The organism is Candidatus Nitrosopelagicus brevis, assembly GCF_000812185.1.
Lineage (GTDB): Archaea > Thermoproteota > Nitrososphaeria > Nitrososphaerales > Nitrosopumilaceae > Nitrosopelagicus > Nitrosopelagicus brevis.
Map to the genome: position 1 here is coordinate 328,367 of NZ_CP007026.1, position 19,719 is coordinate 348,085.

A 19,719-nucleotide genomic window follows, 5' to 3' on the forward strand; every position below is an offset into this window, starting at 1 on the left:
AAATGACTGAAACATTATTTGAGAAAATTTGGAATTCTCATGTTGTAGTTGAAAGAAAAAATGAACCTTCATTAATTTACATTGATCGTCATCTTATCCATGAAGTAACATCTCCTCAGGCTTTTGATGGATTAAGAGTTAACAACCGAAAGGTAAGGCGCCCTGATTTGACTGTGGCTACAATTGATCACAATGTTCCTACTACTGATAGGAGCTTACCAATGATTGACGAAACTTCATCAACACAAATCAAAACTTTGGAAAAAAATTGTAAAGATTTTGGAATAAAGCTATTTGGAATTAATGATCCTAATCAAGGAATTGTACATGTAATAGGTCCACAATTAGGAATTACCTTACCTGGAAGTACAATTGTGTGTGGTGATAGTCATACTTCCACTCAAGGTGCATTTGGTGCATTTGCATTTGGAATTGGAACAAGTGAAGTTGAACATACACTTGCAACCCAAACACTTTGGTTAGAAAAACCAAAAACATTTGAAATTTTAGCTACCGGTAAACGTAAAAACTCATTTGCAGTGACATCTAAGGACATAATTCTAAGTATAATCAAACAGATTGGAACTGACGGAGGCACTGGTCACGTATTAGAATATCGTGGAGATGCAATAAGTGATTTATCCATGGAACAACGAATGACTATTTGCAATATGTCAATTGAAGCAGGTTCAAGAGCAGGTCTTATCGCACCTGATGAAAAAACATATGATTATCTCAATAATAGGGAATACACTCCAAAAAATTATGATGAACTTGTTGATGAATGGAAAAACAATCTAATGTCTGATCCTAACTCAAAATTTGATAAAAGTTTTACAATTGATGTAGAACAAATTGAACCACAAGTAAGTTGGGGAACAAATCCTGCAATGGTATCTGATGTAACTGGAAAAATTCCTACTCCTGAAGATTTTGGTCAAAATAATGAAATACAAATTGAAAGTGCAAAAAAGGCTTTGTCTTACATGGATTTGAAACCTGATACTGCTATCGTGGAAATTCCAATTGACAGAGTTTTCATTGGTTCATGTACAAACGCACGTTTAGAAGATTTGAAAGATGCTGCAGAAATTGTAAAAGGTAAAACAGTTAATTCAGATGTCAACGCAATGGTTGTTCCTGGTTCACAAATGGTAAAACTTGAGGCTGAGAAGTTAGGATTAGACAAAATATTCAAAGATGCAAATTTTGAATGGAGAGAATCTGGTTGTAGTATGTGTCTTGGAATGAATCCTGATATCTTAAAACCGGGTGAACGATGTGCTAGTACCTCTAATAGAAATTTCGAAGGAAGACAGGGTTCTGGTGGACGAACTCATCTTGTTAGCCCTGTCATGGCAGCTGCATCTGCTATCGCTGGTCATTTTGTTGATGTGAGAGAATGGTGTTAAATCTTGAAACCATTTTCTAAAATTAATAGTATCATCACTCCGTTTGATAAAGCAAATGTAGATACAGATCAAATAATTCCAAAACAATTTCTTAAACTTATTACAAAATCTGGATTTGGAAAATTTCTTTTTTATGATTGGCGATTCAATCATGACGGAAAGGAAAAAGACGATTTCATTTTAAATGATTTACATTATCAGAATTCCCAAATACTTGTAACAAACGAAAACTTTGGTTGTGGTTCATCAAGAGAACATGCAGTTTGGGCTTTGAAAGATTTTGGTTTTGATGTAATCATATCTCCTTCGTTTGCTGATATTTTCTATAGTAATTGCTTCAAAAATGGTGTTTTACCAATTATTTTAGATATTGAAAATATTAAAAAATTATTAAAATTCAAGGATAAAATTGAACTTGATTTACAGTCTCAAACAATCAATTTTGGTAGTGAATCGATAAATTTTCAAATTGATTCTCATAGAAAAACTAGATTGTTAGAAGGTCTAGATGATATCGATCTTACTCTCAAAGAAGATGGAAAAATAGAAAATTTCGAAAAAAATTCTTCTAGAATATCAATTTTTGAATAAATACAAAAAATTTTCTGAAAAGACTATCTGTATGATTTCTGTTTTCTTCTTCTTGCACCAGGGCCGCCAAATTTCTTTGGTTCTTTTCTTCTTGCATCTCCACTGATCAAATATTTATCATAATCTGCAATTTTTTCTCTTAGTTGCTGACGTGTTGATTTGTTAAATGGATGATCTTTTGGTTCTTTTTTAGATTTTGTCCAACCAATTAAAGCTCTTGACATTGCAGTTGCAGATGCATATGCTTGTCCCATGAAACCTCCTCCTCTAACTCTGATTGAAATGTCAACTTTATCTCTAATTTCTTCACCAATGATTTCTAATGGTGCCAGAATTACTTCTCTTGAGGATTCAGGTTCAATCATTTCTAGTGGGATATTGTTAATTCTAATTTTTCCTACACCTTTTGTAATGAATACATGTGCACTAGATGTTTTTCTTGATGCATAGTAAATCTCTGTTTTAGGAATCAAAAGTTGGTTCCTCCAATGTATCTACTAATCTCTGCCATTGTTGTGTATCGTGATGAATCTTTTGTTATTTTTGCTTTTTCAAATTGAATTTTTTCCAAACCTTTTACTTCTTTTGGAACTCCAATGTAAGTTCTCAATCTAGCAAAATCAGTCTTACCTGATGGTTTGTCTTCAAATGGAAGCATTCCTCTAATCATTCTTGAAATTATTGTATCTGGTCTTCTAGGATGTTTAGGTCCATGTTTGTAATTGATAATACTGTTAATTTTTAAAAATTCTTCATACTCTCCAATAATACTGAATTTTTTACCACTCATCATAATTTTATCACAATTAACAATTGTAACTCTGTTTCCTTTTCTCAATAACTTTGCAACATTTGATGCAAGTCTGCCTGCAATCAAATGTGTACCATCAACTACTATTGGTTTACTTAAGTCAACTACTTGTTGCTGTTCAGGTTGAGACTTTCTGTTATTCCATTTAGCCAATTATTTTAACTCCTTTACCTGTTGGAAATTTTTCTATCATTTCTGAAAATTTTAAAACTTCTCCACCTGATTCTATGATTTTTTTTGCAGCAGCGTTAGAAATTGAAAATGATGAAACTGAAACTTTGTGTGAAATATTGCCTGTTCCCAGAATTTTACCAGTAATTACTACTGCATTTCCGTCTTCTGTTGTCTGATTAATTCTTGTCAGATTTACTATTTTTTGGTTAGATCTTGATTTTTGAACAAAATCTGCAACTTTGGCCCAAATTGGAGCATCATTTTCTTTAGATGCTTTTTTCAAGATCTTCAGCGTATTTACTTTAGCTTGTGTTACCATAAGTCAATTCGCCAATTTACCCAAATATAATAGAATATGTTCTCTTACTTAATTTCCGATATTGTGGTCTTAAACTCGGATAATTTACTTGCTAATTGTTCTACACTTGATAAAATGATGTGTTTTGGATTCAACGCACCTGTAGATTCAACTGTTAGAATTCTTTCATCATCTTTGTCAGATTCTGTTAGTGTGACAATATTTGCTGAATTCCATTTTGCATGCTCAGTTCCTTTACCTAATCTTGCATGTGCTTCGAATTTTATTGATTGACCTGGTGCAAGTGTAACTATAGGTATATCATCTGATGTAGGAACTACATTACTATCTTGAGACTTTAAATCTCCAGAAAGAATAGTTCTTGTCTCATCTGAAATTCCTGAATCTAATGTAAGCATAATTTTGTCATTTTCATTATCTGCCTTAGATGATTCCAAGTCTGTTTTCAAAGGAATTAAACCAACTCTATGAGCTACACCTTCATCTGCTAATACCGATGAATTTTCTAACATATCAACACTTTCAACAGCATAAATTGGAACTCCATTTAGACAAATTCTTCTTAATGCATTGGCATATTGAAGTGGCACTCCTTTGATCTTTACAGATACTTTTTCTTCATTTTCATTAATAATTTCTAGAGACAAATCTTAATCAAAAAACAGGCTGTACTAATAAAAATGTAGACTTATTTCACCAGAAATAAATACGAATATGCTTTGATCCATACATTATGGATAAAGTCACCGTTGTCAAATATAGTTATGAAACCGAAAAATTTGAAATCTTGGTAAAACCTGATCCTGCATTTGATTACAAATTAGGCAAAATTTCTGAAATATCAAAAATACTTGTATCTGACGAAATTTACACTAACTCTGGAAAAGGGACACGTGCATCTAATGAATTACTTCTCAAAGTCTTCAAAACTGATGACACAACAAAAATTGCTGAAATCATGATGCAAAAAGGAGAACTGAATCTTACTACTGAACAAAGAAAAAAAATGACTTCAGACAAGCGTAAACAAATTGTAACTTTCATTTCTAAAACGTACGTAGATCCTAGAACACATCTTCCACATCCTCCACTAAGAATTGAACAAGCAATGACTGATGGTCGTGTATCTGTAGATCCTTTCAAAAATCCTGATGAACAAATCAAAGATATTGTTGAAAAATTAAGACCTATCATTCCATTGAAGACTGAAAATCTAACTCTTGAAATATCTGTTCCAGCGCAGTATGTGGCACAATCTTACACCGTACTAAAATCCACTGGAAGTCTAAAAAAAGAAGATTGGCAACCAAATGGCTCATTAAAAGCAATACTTGAAATACCCGCTGCCGCAAGACCAAACGTGATAGACAGACTAGGTGCAATTACAAAAGGTACTGCAAACGTTGAGGTACAAAAATGAGTAACGAAAGAAAACGTCATGTAATTCCTGGTGAAGTAATCACATCTGGTCCTTACAGAGCTGAACAAAACACCATTCAGGTCGGAGATAAAATCGTATCAACTATTGTTGGTTTATCTGATGTACATGATGGAAGTGTTAGAGTAATTCCACTTACTGGTGGTTACATTCCAAAAGATGATGATTTAGTAATTGGAAAAATCGCATCTCATTCCTCGTTATCTTGGACTGCAGACATTAATTCTTGTTATGTTGGAATGCTTCCAGCTAGTGATGTTTTCGGTAGAGATTATTCTTCAAGTTCTGATGATATGAATTCTAAATTAGCAAAAGGTGATTTAATTGCTGCAAGAATTGTCAATGCTGATATGACTCGTGATCCACTTATCACAATTAGTGGTCGTGAACTTGGTAAAATTGACTCAGGTGAGTTAGTAAAAATTTCTCCAAATAAAGTTCCTAGATTAATTGGCAAACGAGGCTCAATGATACAATTGATTGAGTCATCAACTAACAGTCAAGTTACTATTGGTCAAAATGGATTACTTGTTGTCTCATCTGAAGATTCAAATGGATTATTAAAGGCGATACAAGCAATTGAATTGATCGAAGAACAAGCACACGTTGCAAATTTAACTGATCAAGTAAATGAAATGTTGGAATCAAAAAGTGAATAAAAATGGGTGGAAGAGACACAGATATTGTATTATTAGATGAAAACGGAATTCGTTGTGACGGAAGAAAAGTCAACGAAACCCGAAAAGTTACCATTAAAGCTGGAGTTTTAAAAAATGCTAATGGTTCAGCATACATTGAATTTGGTGATAACAAAATTCTTGTGGGCGTGTATGGTCCTAGAGATGTACATCCAAAACACATGTCTGATACTGACACGGGAATTTTACGTTGCAGATACCACATGGCTCCATTTTCTGTTGGTGAAAGAAAAAATCCTGCACCATCAAGAAGAGAAGTTGAAATTAGTAAAGTCATCAAAGAAGCATTGGAACCTGCAGTAATGTTAAAAGAATTTCCTAGAACTGCAGTTGATGTTTTCATGGAAGTCTTACAAGCAGATGGTGGTACAAGATGTGCTGCATTAACTGGTGCATCTGTTGCATTAGCTGATGCTGGAATTCCTATGCGTGATTTAGTTGCTGGATGTGCAGCAGGAAAAGCTGCTGATGCAGTAATATTGGATGTAAACAATGAAGAAGACCAAGCAGGTCAAGCAGATCTTCCAATTGGTTATATGCCAAATTTGAAAAAGATTACATTATTACAATTAGATGGCGTTTTGACTCCTGAAGAGTATAAACAATGTATTGAAATTGGAATTGATGGCTGTAATCAGGTTTATGAAATACAGAAAAAAGCTTTACAAGACAAATTCTTTGCAAGTGGTGAAAAACAATGAGTGACGGCTTAATTATTGATCAATTAAAGAAGAATCAAATTCTTGATTTACTTAAAGAAGGAAAACGTGTTGACGGTCGTCAATTTGATGAACCACGTAAATTAACTATAGATATCGGAGTAATTCCAAAGGCTGAAGGGTCTGCACGTGCAAGATTAGGTGATACTGAAGTTGTAGCCGGTGTAAAAGTTCAACCTGAGCGTCCATTTCCAGATACAGGTGATAAAGGAATGCTAATTTGTACTGCAGAAATTTTACCAATTGCACATCCTTCTGCTGAAACTGGTCCTCCACAACCACCTGTTGTTGAATTGGCAAGAGTCACTGATAGAGGTATTAGAGAAAGTGGAATGTTAGACATGAAACAATTAGTTTTAGAAAAAGACAAATCAGTAATTGGTGTATTTTGTGATAATGCTGTAACTGATCATGATGGTAATTTGTTTGATGCATGCTCATACGCATCTACCGCTGCAATCAATGCGTGTAAGATTCCTAAATATGAAATGCAAGATGATGCTCCGGTTAAAATTGAAGGTGAATTTACTGAACCTCCTATTACAACATTACCTGTATCTGTAACAATGGCAAAAATTGATAATTTCATTATAGTTGATCCTACTATTGAAGAATGGGCTATAATGGATGCACGAATTACAATTACAACAAATTCTGATGGTAATGTTGTTGCATTACAAAAAGGTGGTTCAGATGGATTTACTCAGGAAGAACTGATCAAATGTTCTGAAATGTCAATCAAAGTAGGTTCCAAAATACGAGAGATTATAAAACAATCAAAATAAAGTGGTAATTAGATATGGCAAAAAAACAAACTACACTAAAAGGACTTGGACCAAGATATGGAATTAAGATTCGTAAACAATTCACTCAAGTTCATCATTTGATGAAGCAGAAAAGAAAATGCCCTGAATGTGGAGGTCCCGTCATTCGTGAAGCAGTTGGAATTTGGGCTTGTAAAAAATGTGGACTAAAAATAGCTGGCACTGCATATGACGTTAAGCTTTAGTGCCAAAATTCAATTCTCTTCAGACAAAGAAAATTCTTCAATTTATCAATCAATAAACACTGATAATGAATTCTATCCTGAAAATCCTACAAAAACAAAAATTTCTCTTGATAAAGAAATTATAATCGAACTAGAATCACACCATCTGCCTCATTTACGCGCAAATCTAAATTCCACATTACGCTTATTGCAGGCATCATACGATACAATAAACTCTGTAAAGGTATAATAGAAGAATAATAAATTCTAAATCATGTCAGCAGGACAACAAATGCCACCATGGTTACAAGAACAAATTGGAAAAATGCAACAATCTCAACAAAACTTACAATCAATTCTAATGCAAAAACAACAAGTTGAGATGGAAAATGCAGAATCTGACAGAGCACTAGAGGAATTAAAAAAAGCATCTGATGGTGATCAAGTTTTCAAATATGCTGGTTCAATCCTAATTAAATCTGATAAAAAATCTTTGATAGATGAATTAGAAGAAAAAAAAGAGCTATCTAAAACAAAATCTACTGTGTTGGCAAAACAAGAAGAACGACTTAAAACAAGTCTTCAAGAACAAGAACAAAAAATTCAAGAAATGTTGAAGAATCCAAATCCACCTAGTGCCGAAAAACCTTCATCATAACACCTTAACAAATTTTAACATAGAATACGTTACATAATTGTGGAGATAGAAAAATTACGAATTATTGTTGACGAACGAGAAAAAAAGAGTGGTATTCCAAAACTTTTAGCTGCAATTGGTGTGAAAACTGAGATTAAAACACTTGTAATCGGTGATTATATTGTAGCTCCTGAAACAGTGGTCGAAAGAAAAACTATTGCTGATTTACTTTCTTCCATATTTGATGGTAGATTGTTTGATCAATGTAGTAGATTAACTGAACATTACCAACATCCGATTTTGTTGGTTGAAGGAAATGTGGATGAAATTGAAGAATTAACAGATAATCCTTTGATATTTTATGGTGCATTATCCACTGTCGCATTAGAATTTAAAATTCCAGTAATTCCTACTCCAAGTGCAACACATACTGCTAAACTCTTGGTGTCTCTTTCTACAAGAAAAGAGTTGACAAAAGGACCTTTTCTTAAAAAAATTAAAAAATCAAACAATATTGAAAAACAACAACTTTCTGTTTTGTGCAGTCTTCCTGGAGTGGCTGAAAAATCTGCTATTCGTTTACTAGAAAAATTTGGAACTCCTCTTGATGTATTATGTGCGCCTGTAACTGAACTGGCAAAAACTCCTGGATTAGGTGAAGCAAAAGCAAAAAAAATTAAAAAAATGTTACAAAATAAGAATAAAAATTTTAAAAAATCAGGACAAAAAACATTACATGAATCTTAAATTGATTTTTTAATTAATTTTCTATTTAATTTATTTCCACATATTGGGCATTCTTTTTCTTTTGAAAATTCTTTTCCACATATTGAGCAATAACTTATCCATTTTCCAACAGTTTTAATTCCTTTAGTCATTAACGGAGAAGTTTTAATTTTTAGCTGTTTTGCAACATTTGTAACTGCAAAATCATCTGTAATCAGTTCACAATCATTTTCTAATGCTAATGCAATGATTGACATATCCTGTTTGGAAATTGTTGTGCTATCTCCTGTTTTTATTGATGCATCTTTGACAATGGCAATATTTTTTTCACTTGGATCTCTAATCTGAAGTCTGTTTGTTTGTTGTAACATCTCAAGTGCACCTTGTTTTGCTTTGATATGTTGAATTTCTTCATATACAATACTAGTTGTCATAAAAGAATCATTAGAAACAAATGGTATTCCTGCATAAAATGCAGTAGCATCTAAAATTTTAGAATCCAAGTTTATTCATTTGTCTTAGACCTTTTTTCTTTAACCTAACAAAAACTGCTTGTTTTTTAAATTTCTTAATTGTAATTTTTTGATCAAATTCAGATGATTTTATCATTTGTGCATCCATTACTATGTTACAATCATGTGAACAGTTTATCTCAATTTTTTCATCTGGAACTACAATTGACGGTAATCTATGTACTGGAGCAACTGGTGTTATTATCAGAACATCTAAACTCTCATGCAATAATGGACCTCCAATTGAAAAAGAATGTCCTGTAGATCCACTAGGTGTTGAAATTATCACCCCATCCATTTTTTGTTTTACTGTATCATTTTGGAATTTAATTTCAAACTCTGCTGTTTTTGTTAGATTTTTGCGATTAACATAAATTTCATTTAATGCAGGTGAAAATTCTTCACCATTGCATGATGCTACAACTCTTGTTCTTTTATCCAACCAAATGTCATCTTTTCCAATTGCTGTAACTGCATCATCAAAATCATCTAGTGTTATCTCTGAAAGTATTCCACGATTTCCTCCAACATTTATTGTTAAAATTGGAGTCTCATTTCGAAGATTTCTAAATGCTCTTAATGTAGTTCCATCTCCTCCTAAAGTCACCACTAAATCTAATTTAATTTTTGAAAACTCTTCAAGTGATTCAACTTTTTCTGCTCCTGATACGCTGACTGGAGCAATTGTATAGACTTTGATCTTTTTTGCAATTAGCTTCTTTGAAATCATCTCTGCGGCATCTTCAGAAATCTTTGATCCAAATTTACTTACTATTGCAACTTTGTTTAGTTTCAAGCAGTCTCTTCACCTTATATCGTATTTAAAAATGATATTGCCTTATTTACGAATGATTCATCATTTTTCATGAATATTTTTCACAATTATTCGATAACGTTTTTAAAGAATTGAACTCGAATTAACATAAATGTCTCTGTTACTCAAAGATCGAGTTTACACAATGGAATCTCAAACTGCAAAACGAGGTGTATATCCATTACATGGATTTAAACTGGGACTATATCGTTTGCCTTTCAAATTAGATGATCCACTTGAAATCAAATCTATTCATGATGGATTGAAAAAAGCATTTGAAATGGAAATCTATGCAGATAGAATATTTGCAACATATCATTGGTCTGAAGAAAACATGCCTGACCAATTTGCAAAAGATTATGAAAAAGTTGACTTGAATGTAACAGTTGAAATTGTAACAGGTGATGTTGTCGATATAATTTATCAAATTTGGCCTATTGACAAATTTGGTGATCCACATTGGTTAAAAGATTATAGGAAAAAGGCTGACCACTTTGCAAAAATGGTTACTGATACTATTTTACGTAATACAATACTTGAAGAAAAATTCCGTGCTGCATTAATGAAAACTGAAAAAATTTCTGAAAAAGAATCTATCAAACGTTTGGAAGAATTAACACCGTTGGCAATGATTGTTCTTAATGCAAAACCAAAACCAAAGGCTGCATCTGAAGAAGAAATTGAAGAAATTGATGATGCTAATGTTGAAGCACTAGATGGTGCAAAACCTGGACCAATTGATGTTGATTATAAATCAAAAATGAAACAATCTCCATCATTCGAAGCTGAAACCGGTCATGAGATTAAAACATGGGGTCGAGTTGGAACTGAAAATGCAATTATGGGTGTTTGGGGTGAGTTTGTTTCAGTTGATTTTGATATTTGTGTTGCAGATGGTGCATGCATCGATGCATGTCCTGTTGCTGTTTATGAATTTGTAGAATTCTCTGGAAATGCTGCTTCTGATAAGAAACCATTAATGTCAAAAGAACCAGATTGTATATTTTGTCTAGCATGTGAGGGCGTTTGTCCTCCAAAAGCCATTAAGATCTTTGAACAAAAGTAATATCTCTGATTTCAGATATATAGCACCTATACAATTTTCAAAGTGATAGACATTGGAAGGTAATCCATTCACTCAATTTGTATTTCAAATTTTCATATTTTGCGCAATTTTGATTATTGGATATACCTGTAACTTCTATTATTTGGCCTTTTTGTCCAGTCGTAGAAAGGAGAATGATTCCGTTATCGAGGTGGGTGAACCAACTATCACAATTCAACTTCCAATTTACAATGAAAAATATGTTGCAACAAGATTAGTTGATGCTGTTTGCCAACAGGATTATCCAAAAGATAAGATGCGTATAATGGTCTTAGATGATTCTGACGATGATACTGTTGAAACAATGTCAAATACTGTAAAAAAATATCAAAGTTTGGGATTTGATATTGAACATGTTCGTAGAGGAACGCGAACTGGATACAAGGCTGGTGCTTTAAAACATGCAATGAAATCTACTGATAGTGAATTTGTTGCAATTTTTGATGCAGATTTTATTCCACCAACATGGTATCTGAAAAAAGCAATGCCACATTTTGCAAAATCAAACATTGGTCTCGTTCAATGTAGGTGGGGTCATATCAATGAAAATTATTCAGCTCTTACACAGGCTCAAGCATTAAATTTAGACTTTCATTTTTTGGTAGAGCAAAAAGCAAAAAGCAATTCTAAATTATTTATGAATTTTAATGGAACTGCTGGTATCTGGAGAAAAGAATGCATTGATGATGCTGGTGGTTGGCATACTGCTACCCTTGTTGAAGATTTAGATCTTAGTTATAGGGCACAAATGAAAGGTTGGAAATGTCTATTTTTACCTGACATAGTAGTTGATGCTGAACTTCCAGTTCAAATGAATGGTGCAAAAAGGCAACAGTTCCGTTGGGCTAAAGGATCAATACAATGTGCCGTAAAACTACTTGGAGATATTCTAGTTAAAAGAAAAATAGCATTTGATACTAAACTTCAAGCTTTCATCCAACTTACTAGACATATTGTTTTCCCATTAATGTTAATACAATTCATTACACTTCCAATACTTCTTGCATCTGAAGTTAATCTTTACATTGTTAGCTTTTTACCTGCATTAACTCTTGCAACATATCTTGCTATGGGACCTGGTGCATATCTTCTTGTTATTCATAAAATGTACAAAAATGATTGGAAAGCAAAGGCCAAAGCATTACCATATCTACTTGTTTACTCAATTGGAATGTCTGTAAATAACACTGTAGCAGTATTTGATGGCGTGTTTGGAAAAAAGAATGAATTTCTTAGAACTCCAAAATATGGAATTGTTAAAAATGATGATGATTGGCGAGATAAAGCATACAATTTACCATTTTCAAAGACCACTTTACTGGAAATGTTCTTTGCCGTATACGGTATGCTCGGAATATTCATAGCAATATTTTCTAATAATCCAATATTTGTGCCTATAATTGCTTTACAGGCTCTTGGATTCTTTTACATTGCGTGGCTAAGCTTCTCTCATACAAGATATAAAAGACCACAATCCACAAAGCATCAATTAACAAAGGAAGAAAAAATGGCTAATCGTTTCTATAAACTTGCACTCGGCGGAATATTCGCAATAATCATAATTGGTGGTTACATGGCATTCACTGGTTATGCTAACGATGTATATCCTCTTGATCAATCTGTAGGTTTCTTAGATAGAATTGTAGCAACATCAGATCCTCAATCAATCATTGCTGATATTAATTCAATTAAAGCAAACTTACCTGAAACAGGTAATCCTGTTTGGATCTTTCCAACAGACTCTACTAATTTTGTAAGAATACAAGCTGATCTTGATACAATGTTGATTAGTGCAGAAAAAATTGCTGCAGTACCAACTGACAGTGCTGCATATCATACTGGCATGTTAGATATCAACAGTCGTTCTGTACTTATTCAGGAAAATATTTCTGATGCCATTCCTTACATGTACGTTAGTTTTTCAAATATTATATTCAGTTCTATATGGATTGCAGCAATCTTGGGAATATTTGCTGTTCTCAATAAAAAGAAACAGAAAATGCAAGAATATGATGTATCACAAGATGTCTAAGAAATACCTAATTCATTCCTAATTTCATCAACTGCACGAATTCCAAAAATGTCTCTAACTTGAGGAATTCTTATTGATTCTTTTAGTAATTCTTTTCCCAAGTTTTCTGCCATTACATTTAGTACTTCTGAAAATCGTAATTCCCATTTATCTGCACAATCAAGTATTTTTCCTACCGCCCATTGTCTAACTTCATGTGGTAATGGAATTTTGTCATCTGTCTCAATTGAGAGTTTATCAAATAAATTAATTAGTTCAGTTGTTTGAGATGCCATTTTTTCCACATCTTTAATATCTCCATATTTTGATTCTGCTTGCATCCTGATACTTGATTGATATTCATTAAGTTTCAGAATTGCCATCACTTCTTTTGAACTGTCATCTGAAGCCTTGTTTGTGACTCCTTTTACACCTTGTATTTCCTGCATAACTTTGTCTGTTTTTCGATGAAATTCTGAGGCAATTTGGTCTGAACGGTCAATCATATTTGAAATATTTGATATTTTCTCTTCAATTTCAGATTTGAATGTCTTCATTCCATCTCCTATCAATGAAGAAATTTTTGGATTTGAAACTATTCCTCCAATCTCATTTTTGAGATTAGACATATCTTTTCCAATATCTCCTGTTCTGTTAGTAATTGATTTGATATTTTCTCTAAGCTCCTCAATTTGTGATGTGAGATTTCCTTCTGTTTTAGTTGGAACTTTATCCATCTTCTCTTTTACTTCGTCTACTCTGTTTGCAATCTTCATAATCATCTTTGAATTATTTTGAATTGATGCCTTGCTTTCTGCAATTGACTTGATTATTTCATTTGTTTTTGGACCTGTTTTCTGATTTTCATTTATTTTTGCAATTTTTTTATCAAATTCTTCTGTCTGTTTATTCAATTTTGAAATAAATTGTTCATGTACTTTTACCTGATTTAATCCTGCAAACAATCTTTGTGTATCTTCTTCAATTATGTCCATTTGTTTTGCTTGTTTTTGCATTTGAGACATTGCTAAATTTAATGATTGCATCATATCACTCATTGAGACTAAAACTTTCTGATTATCTTTGAAGATCTTAGCCATTCCTTTAATCTCTCTTGATAACGCCTTTGTTGACTCTGAAACTGTGTTTACTTTATTGAATAGTTGAGACGTATTTGGTTCTCTTTTTGGTTTGGCAGATTGTTTTTTTGATTTTTTTCTTTCTACCATGCAATCTAAAGTTACATTCCTAGTTTAAAAAGTGGGGTATAAAAAAAGAAAAACGAGGGGGATTATTTGTTGATAATCTCTGGGTCGTGTAACAACTGGTGAAATGTTTTCTCAGCCAATCCGTTTTGGCTTTCAGTAAAGCCTTTGTCACAATATTCGCATTGTATCATGTATACCGTATAGTACGGTACGATATATACCGAAGGTTCTATTAAAATAACCATTTCTGGTCAGATACCCCAGAGCTTATTTCTTCATTAATCAGACACTCTGATCATCATCCCAGATATTATAGTGAAAAATTCCTTAAAATAAAGCCGTATCCTGAAAATCGTTTTAAATTAACCAATACACTATATACATAGATGCAAAATATTTTCCTCCAGCTAGGTAGTGGAGAAAGCGAAAGTGCAATAGAAGGAGGTATCTGGACTTTACTTGATAAAATTAATCCATTACAGATGCCTCATGACAACTTTGTTACTGATTTGGCAGTGATAATGATTCTTGCAGGAATTGTTACCCTTGCATTCTTTAAGATACGACAACCACTAATCATTGGATACCTTTTTGCAGGAATGTTGATTGGACCACTATCTCCAATTTGGACATCGTTTCTTCCCGAAAGTGGATCTGGTGATCATGGTGGTACTTCGGTAGGTATACTCTCTGATATTGCTGCACTAAACGTCTTTGCAGAGATTGGTGTTATTTTACTATTGTTTGTAATAGGAATAGAATTTCCATTTGCAAAAATCCGTTCTATTGGAAAAGTAGCTATTGGTGTAGGAAGCTTGGGTCTATTTTTAACATTAATTGCTGTATTCTATGCATCAACTTTACTTGGATTAGGATTTATGGATGCATTATTCATATCTGCTGCTTTGTCTATTAGCAGTACTGCAATAATTGTAAAAGTTTTAGAAGAAGCGGGGAAAATCAAAAAAGAATCTTCCATTCTTGTATTAGGCATACTAATTGTTGAGGATGTTATAGCTGTAATCCTAATTGCATCATTAGAATCAATTGCATTGGCAGGAACTGTCTCTATTGAGGGTGCAGTTACCGTAGTAGTAGTTGCCACTATTTTGATTGTAGGTACATTTACGGTTGGTATACGTACGGTGCCAAAACTAGTAGATAAAGTTGCAAGTGCTGAGAATCGAGAAATTTTACTACTTAGTGTTTTAGGTGTATGCTTTGGCTATGCTTTGCTTGCTAATGTTGTAGGCTTATCTGTAGCAATTGGAGCATTTCTTGCAGGTGTTCTTGTCGCTGAATCAAAATCTGCAGAAGTTTCAAAAATATTATCTAGTCCAATTAAAGACATGTTTGTTGCAATCTTCTTCGTATCTGTCGGTGCGCTGATGGATGTAAGTCAATTAGAAAATTATATTTTCATAGCTCTCGCTTTGATTGCAATTGCAATGGGAATGAAGTTTGGAGGAAATATGTTGGGAAATATACTAATGCGTCAACCGCGAGGAAAATCGCTTCGTTCAGCATTTACCCTTGGTGCTCCAAGAGGTGAATTCTCTATTGTTATAATCAAAGTTGGTGTGGATGCTGGAGTTGTTAGCGCATTTTTGTTCCCTTTGATAGGTATAATTTCCATTATCACTGCATTTATCACGCCATTTTTGGTAAAAGCAAGTGACTACGTGGTTCCAAAATTAACGAGGAAATAACATGTCAAATAACGAATTAAATGAATTTTTGAAAAATTCTCATAAAGATCTGTCTGTAGAAGATTTTGAGGGAAAACAAGTTCCATGTATTGGATTTGAAGGACAAAAGTTTGATGACATGTTAAACAAGGTTGCAGGAAAACCACTTTCTGTAGATACTAATCTGAATATATTACAAGATGGTTTAGGCCATGTCTTTGTTGAAATGCTTTTGACATTTTCACATGGGGGAATAAATGAAAAAATCTTAGTTAATGCTAATGAACATCTTGAATTTTTTGAATCACTTGCAAAAAATACTATGCTTGCCATAGCATCCGTAAACCATCCTGAAAAAATTTTCATGATTCAATTACCAAAACCTGAAAAAACCTATGAAGCATTAGAAATAATAAAAAATGGATTAGCAAACGATCATTCAAAATCACAAATTGAAAATTCTTAAATCAACTAACCTATACCTTATTTTATGAAGATAGTTCAGTTATCTGATGTACATTTTGGGACCCAATTCCGAGATGATATTTTTAATCAAGTAATTGATGAAGTTAACGAGTTATCTCCTGATGCTGTAATAATTACTGGTGATTTGACCAATGAAGGTCTTAAAGAAGAATATGAGGGATGCAAGGAACTCATCTCAAAAATCAATGTTAAAAAAGTAATTGCTGTAAGTGGAAATCATGATTATAGAAATACTGGGTATCTTCATTTTAAGAAATATTTTCCATTTCAAACAATTAATGAACTAGATGATGATGTAGTGGTTGTTACTCTTGGTACTGCTAGGCCTGACCGTGATGAAGGTGAGGTTGGATATAGACAAACATTGTGGCTTGAAAGAACTATGAAAAAATTTGAGAATAAAGTAACAATTCTTGCAATGCATCATCATTTGATAGGAATCCCTGATACTGGTTCTGATAGATTAACCATTATTGATGCTGGTGATGTTCTGCGTGCTACACTTGATGCAAAGGTAAATCTGGTTTTATGTGGGCACAAACATAGACCTTGGATGTGGGATTTCAGTAATTTACTAATTGCTAATGCTGGAACAACATCATCTAAACGTGTGAGAGGTTTCTTTGAAAATAGTTATAACATAATCACTGTTGAAAATAAAAAAATCCAGGTTGATCTTAAAGTTGTAGGTGGAAAAAGAACTCCCTTACAAGATATCACAAATAATTATGCTCGATTTGAAGATGAATAATTTTTTCCACATATTTTCGTTCTAATTATATCTCAAGTTATACTAATTAACCAACATAATTCAATCAGTTTGAGCGGGGATCGCCTAGCCCGGTATGGCGTGGGATTGCTAATCCCATGTTCGCAAGAACTCGGGGGTTCAAGTCCCTCTCCCCGCGCCAGCTTTAATATTGACTTAATCATGATATAATTTAGAATCAAGATGGGACGTCGTAAAAGTCAAAAAATAGTAAAAACAGGCCCAAAAAATGTTACAACTGGAATGTGCCCTTTATGCAAAACAATTGGTCGCATTTTCATTATAGGCAATGTTGGTGAAGAAAGAGCTAAATGTCCTGCATGTAATCAAGAATTTGATTTATAGCTAGACTGGACATAACCATACCTTTTTAAAGAATTTTTTCAATATCAGATTATGAGTTCTGAAGGAGAGGGAACAGTTTACGATAGAATCGAAAAACTAGAAGATGAAATTGCAACTTTACGAAACGAAATTGATGTAATAAAAAATGCTTTTAGAAATGAACTTGCAAGACATGAAGTTAAGATGATCAAAAAAGGTCATGATGTTTCATCAATTATTGATTAATCTTTTCTCTAATTTCTCTAATTAATTCTAAAACAAAGTCAACATCTTCGGCATTTGGTTCCATTTCCAAATATTTGTTAAGAAATTCAAGTGCATTATCATAATTCTTTAATTTTTCTTCTAAAATTCCCATGTCTCGAATTTCATCTGCTGATTCAGGGAGTATTTCTAAAATCATTCTATTACACATACTTGCCATTTCATATGCAAACGAATCTGTGTATGAATTTTTTAAATTTCTCAACATTCGAATTAGTATTTTTTCATCTGAAATCTGATTTAGATACTCTGCTTGAAATTCTACAGAATCTCCATAATTTTGATACAAAATTTCTTGTAAATCTTCTAATTCTAATAAACGACCTCTGTTAAACGGATCTAAAATCATCTCCTCCTCATATTTTACAATTACATGACTTGGGAATCCTACTATCTTTAAATCCAAATCTGCATATTTTGCAATTTCTGTATACAAAATACACAGTGTGATTGGTATGCCCGAACTTCTTTCTAAGACATAATTTAGAAAATTATTCTTAGGATTATAGTAATCATCTAAATCTCCTTGAAATTCTTCAACATCAAAAAGAAATTCATTTAAAAGTGAAATTAGATATGTGGGGTTTTTTGATTCTGTAATTCTATTTCTAAAATTTATTCCTATTTCTTTAATTCTTTCTAATTCTTTTGAAATTGATAATTCTGGATATTCAAGAATTTGTGCCAATTTTAGACATTTTTCAATTAAACTGAAATTTTCATTACTGACAAAAGTGTTCCATTCTGAAACAAGTGAGATTTCTCTCTCATTCATTACATGTGTTTTGAACCGGTAGATAAATCCCTTTTCAGATATAGTTCTGGTTCTTTTAATTCTCTTGTACTTGGTGGTTTCTCAATCAAAAATCTAAATGCATCTTTTCCAAATTTATTAAATACCTTTTCTGTAAGTTCTTTTCCCATATTCTTTCTAACTTTGTATGATGAGAAATCAGTTCCCATGAAAGTTGTTAGATAATTTTGAAAATCATCGTCATCTTGTAATATGTTCTGTACTGCAAATTCTGCTATTCCTTCCATAGTAGAAAATGCGGCATGATGTGATTGAATTGGCAATAGCCATCTCTGATAAATTTCTGATAATTCCGGAACAATTTCTGAAATTTTTGGGTCAATTTCTACATGTGAATAAGTCATAACGTCTGGTCCTAATTCATTCACTACAAAATTATCTGGATTCAACATGAAAAATAAATTTGCATGTTTGGCAATTGGGAAATTATCTGGAACAGTTTGTAATTGTAAATATTCATAAAGATTTTTTGTAGAATCTTCATCTAAATTTAGAATTATTTTAGCCAATTCTTCATTAATAGAATTCACATTAATTGCAGCATTTTTGTTATCCTCTTGCAGATTATCTTGGGTTGAATGAACTATTTCTTCCACCATTGTCATTTTAAGAGCGCCTTTGTAACCTGATTCGACCTGTTCTTTTCGTAAATCATAAGGCTGACCTTGTTTATAGAGAATAATTTTTGGATAACTTGATAAAATGAATTTATTCAAATACACACAAGAATCCAAATAATCTCCGTATGTAGTTGAAATCTTTGAAATGTATGATTTGGCATAAGTAGAATAAACTAAAAATTTTTCTGTATCTTTTTGAATCAATTCTGCAATATTTTTGGTATCTAAATCTGCCACCGCTGAAAATAATTCATCTACAAAATTTCTTGATTGTTTTGTTGCAAACACTTTTTTTCCTTTTAATAATTTAAATTCTTTCAAATCTGGAAATTCTATTCTAAGATCCGATTTTATTGGAAATCCTGTAAACTCTTCAACTTTCTTACAAATATCTGGGAATATTTCTTTAGAAAATGATTCTAATCCTATGAATTGTTTAGGAAATTCTTTATCTTCATCAATTTTTTCTGATAATTTTGCAATCTCTTTTTCTTCATCAATCTCTACTGAAATTTGATCTAAAAGTGCTTCAGCAAACTCTTCAAATTCTCCCATATTGAAAATAAAATA

General features: G+C 32.6%; 26 protein-coding genes and 1 tRNA gene. 18 read left to right on the forward strand and 9 right to left on the reverse strand.

Features of this window, described 5'->3' with window-relative positions:
* Positions 1-2: 2 nt before the first annotated feature.
* Both leuC and leuD read left to right on the forward strand, forming a co-directional pair.
* On the forward strand, positions 3-1,412 hold the full coding sequence (gene leuC, locus T478_RS01955; RefSeq protein ID WP_048104760.1) for a 3-isopropylmalate dehydratase large subunit: 1,410 nt from the start codon (positions 3-5) through the stop codon (positions 1,410-1,412).
* A 3-nt stretch (positions 1,413-1,415) separates the two neighbouring features.
* Positions 1,416-2,003, forward strand: coding sequence for a 3-isopropylmalate dehydratase small subunit (gene leuD / locus T478_RS01960; protein ID WP_048104762.1), 588 nt, complete (start codon positions 1,416-1,418; stop codon positions 2,001-2,003).
* 23 nt (positions 2,004-2,026) lie between these two features.
* On the opposite strand, the gene rpsI is transcribed toward leuD, so the two are convergent.
* The 4 genes from rpsI to T478_RS01980 are packed head-to-tail and all read right to left on the reverse strand — an operon-like array spanning position 2,027 to position 3,954.
* Positions 2,027-2,476: a 30S ribosomal protein S9 gene (gene rpsI, locus T478_RS01965; RefSeq protein WP_052433832.1), complete on the reverse strand. Its 450-nt coding sequence runs from the start codon at positions 2,474-2,476 to the stop codon at positions 2,027-2,029.
* Positions 2,473-2,967 carry a 50S ribosomal protein L13 gene (gene rplM / locus T478_RS01970; RefSeq protein WP_052433833.1) on the reverse strand — a complete coding sequence of 165 codons (495 nt, stop codon included), beginning with the start codon at positions 2,965-2,967 and terminating at the stop codon, positions 2,473-2,475. The genes rpsI and rplM overlap by 4 nt, the downstream gene beginning before the upstream one ends.
* Positions 2,960-3,307, reverse strand: a complete 348-nt coding sequence (locus T478_RS01975; RefSeq protein WP_048104764.1) for a 50S ribosomal protein L18e — start codon at positions 3,305-3,307, stop codon at positions 2,960-2,962. The genes rplM and T478_RS01975 overlap by 8 nt, the downstream gene beginning before the upstream one ends.
* A gap of 44 nt (positions 3,308-3,351) precedes the next feature.
* A complete protein-coding gene (locus T478_RS01980; RefSeq protein WP_048104766.1) occupies positions 3,352-3,954 on the reverse strand; it encodes a DNA-directed RNA polymerase subunit D in 603 nt (200 codons plus the stop codon).
* Between the two features lie 86 nt (positions 3,955-4,040).
* On the opposite strand from T478_RS01980, the gene T478_RS01985 reads away from it, so the two are divergent.
* Genes T478_RS01985 through T478_RS02020 form a run of 8 tightly spaced genes read left to right on the forward strand, consistent with a single transcriptional unit; the run spans position 4,041 to position 8,534 of the window.
* The gene (locus tag T478_RS01985; protein WP_048104767.1) at positions 4,041-4,727 is read left to right on the forward strand and encodes a ribosome assembly factor SBDS; all 687 of its coding nucleotides are present in this window, start codon (positions 4,041-4,043) and stop codon (positions 4,725-4,727) included.
* Complete coding sequence (gene rrp4, locus T478_RS01990; RefSeq protein ID WP_048104768.1) at positions 4,724-5,404, forward strand: exosome complex RNA-binding protein Rrp4; 681 nt, start codon at positions 4,724-4,726, stop codon at positions 5,402-5,404. The genes T478_RS01985 and rrp4 overlap by 4 nt, the downstream gene beginning before the upstream one ends.
* A gap of 2 nt (positions 5,405-5,406) precedes the next feature.
* Positions 5,407-6,144 carry an exosome complex exonuclease Rrp41 gene (gene rrp41 / locus T478_RS01995; RefSeq protein ID WP_048104769.1) on the forward strand — a complete coding sequence of 246 codons (738 nt, stop codon included), beginning with the start codon at positions 5,407-5,409 and terminating at the stop codon, positions 6,142-6,144.
* On the forward strand, positions 6,141-6,947 hold the full coding sequence (gene rrp42 / locus T478_RS02000; RefSeq protein WP_048104771.1) for an exosome complex protein Rrp42: 807 nt from the start codon (positions 6,141-6,143) through the stop codon (positions 6,945-6,947). Before rrp41 ends, rrp42 begins: the two co-directional genes overlap by 4 nt.
* A gap of 14 nt (positions 6,948-6,961) precedes the next feature.
* Positions 6,962-7,171, forward strand: coding sequence for an eL43 family ribosomal protein (locus tag T478_RS02005; RefSeq protein WP_048104775.1), 210 nt, complete (start codon positions 6,962-6,964; stop codon positions 7,169-7,171).
* A complete protein-coding gene (locus tag T478_RS02010; protein WP_048104776.1) occupies positions 7,155-7,400 on the forward strand; it encodes a KEOPS complex subunit Pcc1 in 246 nt (81 codons plus the stop codon). Before T478_RS02005 ends, T478_RS02010 begins: the two co-directional genes overlap by 17 nt.
* 24 nt (positions 7,401-7,424) lie before the next feature.
* Complete coding sequence (locus tag T478_RS02015) at positions 7,425-7,808, forward strand: prefoldin subunit beta (RefSeq protein ID WP_048104778.1); 384 nt, start codon at positions 7,425-7,427, stop codon at positions 7,806-7,808.
* Between the two features lie 39 nt (positions 7,809-7,847).
* Positions 7,848-8,534, forward strand: coding sequence for an ERCC4 domain-containing protein (locus T478_RS02020; protein WP_082008719.1), 687 nt, complete (start codon positions 7,848-7,850; stop codon positions 8,532-8,534).
* Here T478_RS02020 and T478_RS02025 read toward each other — a convergent pair.
* On the reverse strand, positions 8,531-9,016 hold the full coding sequence (locus tag T478_RS02025; protein ID WP_048104783.1) for an NOB1 family endonuclease: 486 nt from the start codon (positions 9,014-9,016) through the stop codon (positions 8,531-8,533). The two genes, T478_RS02020 and T478_RS02025, sit on opposite strands and share 4 nt — an antisense overlap.
* The gene (locus T478_RS02030) at positions 9,006-9,821 is read right to left on the reverse strand and encodes an NAD(+)/NADH kinase (RefSeq protein ID WP_048104784.1); all 816 of its coding nucleotides are present in this window, start codon (positions 9,819-9,821) and stop codon (positions 9,006-9,008) included. The genes T478_RS02025 and T478_RS02030 overlap by 11 nt, the downstream gene beginning before the upstream one ends.
* 130 nt (positions 9,822-9,951) lie before the next feature.
* On the opposite strand from T478_RS02030, the gene T478_RS02035 reads away from it, so the two are divergent.
* Both T478_RS02035 and T478_RS02040 read left to right on the forward strand, forming a co-directional pair.
* The gene (locus T478_RS02035) at positions 9,952-10,905 is read left to right on the forward strand and encodes a 4Fe-4S dicluster domain-containing protein (RefSeq protein ID WP_048104786.1); all 954 of its coding nucleotides are present in this window, start codon (positions 9,952-9,954) and stop codon (positions 10,903-10,905) included.
* A gap of 52 nt (positions 10,906-10,957) precedes the next feature.
* On the forward strand, positions 10,958-12,976 hold the full coding sequence (locus T478_RS02040; RefSeq protein ID WP_048104787.1) for a cellulose synthase family protein: 2,019 nt from the start codon (positions 10,958-10,960) through the stop codon (positions 12,974-12,976).
* Here the strand turns inward: T478_RS02040 and T478_RS02045 are convergent.
* Positions 12,973-14,184, reverse strand: a complete 1,212-nt coding sequence (locus T478_RS02045; protein WP_048104789.1) for a hypothetical protein — start codon at positions 14,182-14,184, stop codon at positions 12,973-12,975. The genes T478_RS02040 and T478_RS02045 overlap by 4 nt on opposite strands.
* A gap of 365 nt (positions 14,185-14,549) precedes the next feature.
* Between T478_RS02045 and T478_RS02050 the strand changes: the two genes are divergently transcribed.
* The 6 genes from T478_RS02050 to T478_RS07695 all read left to right on the forward strand — a co-directional run bounded on the left by T478_RS02050 (position 14,550) and on the right by T478_RS07695 (position 17,676).
* Complete coding sequence (locus T478_RS02050) at positions 14,550-15,872, forward strand: cation:proton antiporter domain-containing protein (protein ID WP_048104791.1); 1,323 nt, start codon at positions 14,550-14,552, stop codon at positions 15,870-15,872.
* A gap of 1 nt (position 15,873) precedes the next feature.
* On the forward strand, positions 15,874-16,317 hold the full coding sequence (locus T478_RS02055) for a hypothetical protein (protein WP_048104792.1): 444 nt from the start codon (positions 15,874-15,876) through the stop codon (positions 16,315-16,317).
* Positions 16,318-16,341: 24 nt separating this feature from the next.
* Positions 16,342-17,088, forward strand: a complete 747-nt coding sequence (locus tag T478_RS02060) for a metallophosphoesterase family protein (RefSeq protein ID WP_048104794.1) — start codon at positions 16,342-16,344, stop codon at positions 17,086-17,088.
* A 73-nt stretch (positions 17,089-17,161) separates the two neighbouring features.
* Positions 17,162-17,248, forward strand: a tRNA-Ser gene (locus T478_RS02065).
* Positions 17,249-17,289: 41 nt separating this feature from the next.
* Positions 17,290-17,451 carry a hypothetical protein gene (locus T478_RS07690; protein ID WP_177313228.1) on the forward strand — a complete coding sequence of 54 codons (162 nt, stop codon included), beginning with the start codon at positions 17,290-17,292 and terminating at the stop codon, positions 17,449-17,451.
* A 51-nt stretch (positions 17,452-17,502) separates the two neighbouring features.
* Positions 17,503-17,676: a hypothetical protein gene (locus T478_RS07695; RefSeq protein ID WP_177313229.1), complete on the forward strand. Its 174-nt coding sequence runs from the start codon at positions 17,503-17,505 to the stop codon at positions 17,674-17,676.
* Here the strand turns inward: T478_RS07695 and T478_RS02070 are convergent.
* Together T478_RS02070 and T478_RS02075 are read right to left on the reverse strand one after the other, a co-directional pair.
* Complete coding sequence (locus tag T478_RS02070; RefSeq protein WP_048104795.1) at positions 17,666-18,490, reverse strand: SirB1 family protein; 825 nt, start codon at positions 18,488-18,490, stop codon at positions 17,666-17,668. The two genes, T478_RS07695 and T478_RS02070, sit on opposite strands and share 11 nt — an antisense overlap.
* Positions 18,490-19,704: a hypothetical protein gene (locus T478_RS02075; RefSeq protein WP_048104797.1), complete on the reverse strand. Its 1,215-nt coding sequence runs from the start codon at positions 19,702-19,704 to the stop codon at positions 18,490-18,492. The genes T478_RS02070 and T478_RS02075 overlap by 1 nt, the downstream gene beginning before the upstream one ends.
* Between the last annotated feature and the right edge of the window lie 15 nt (positions 19,705-19,719).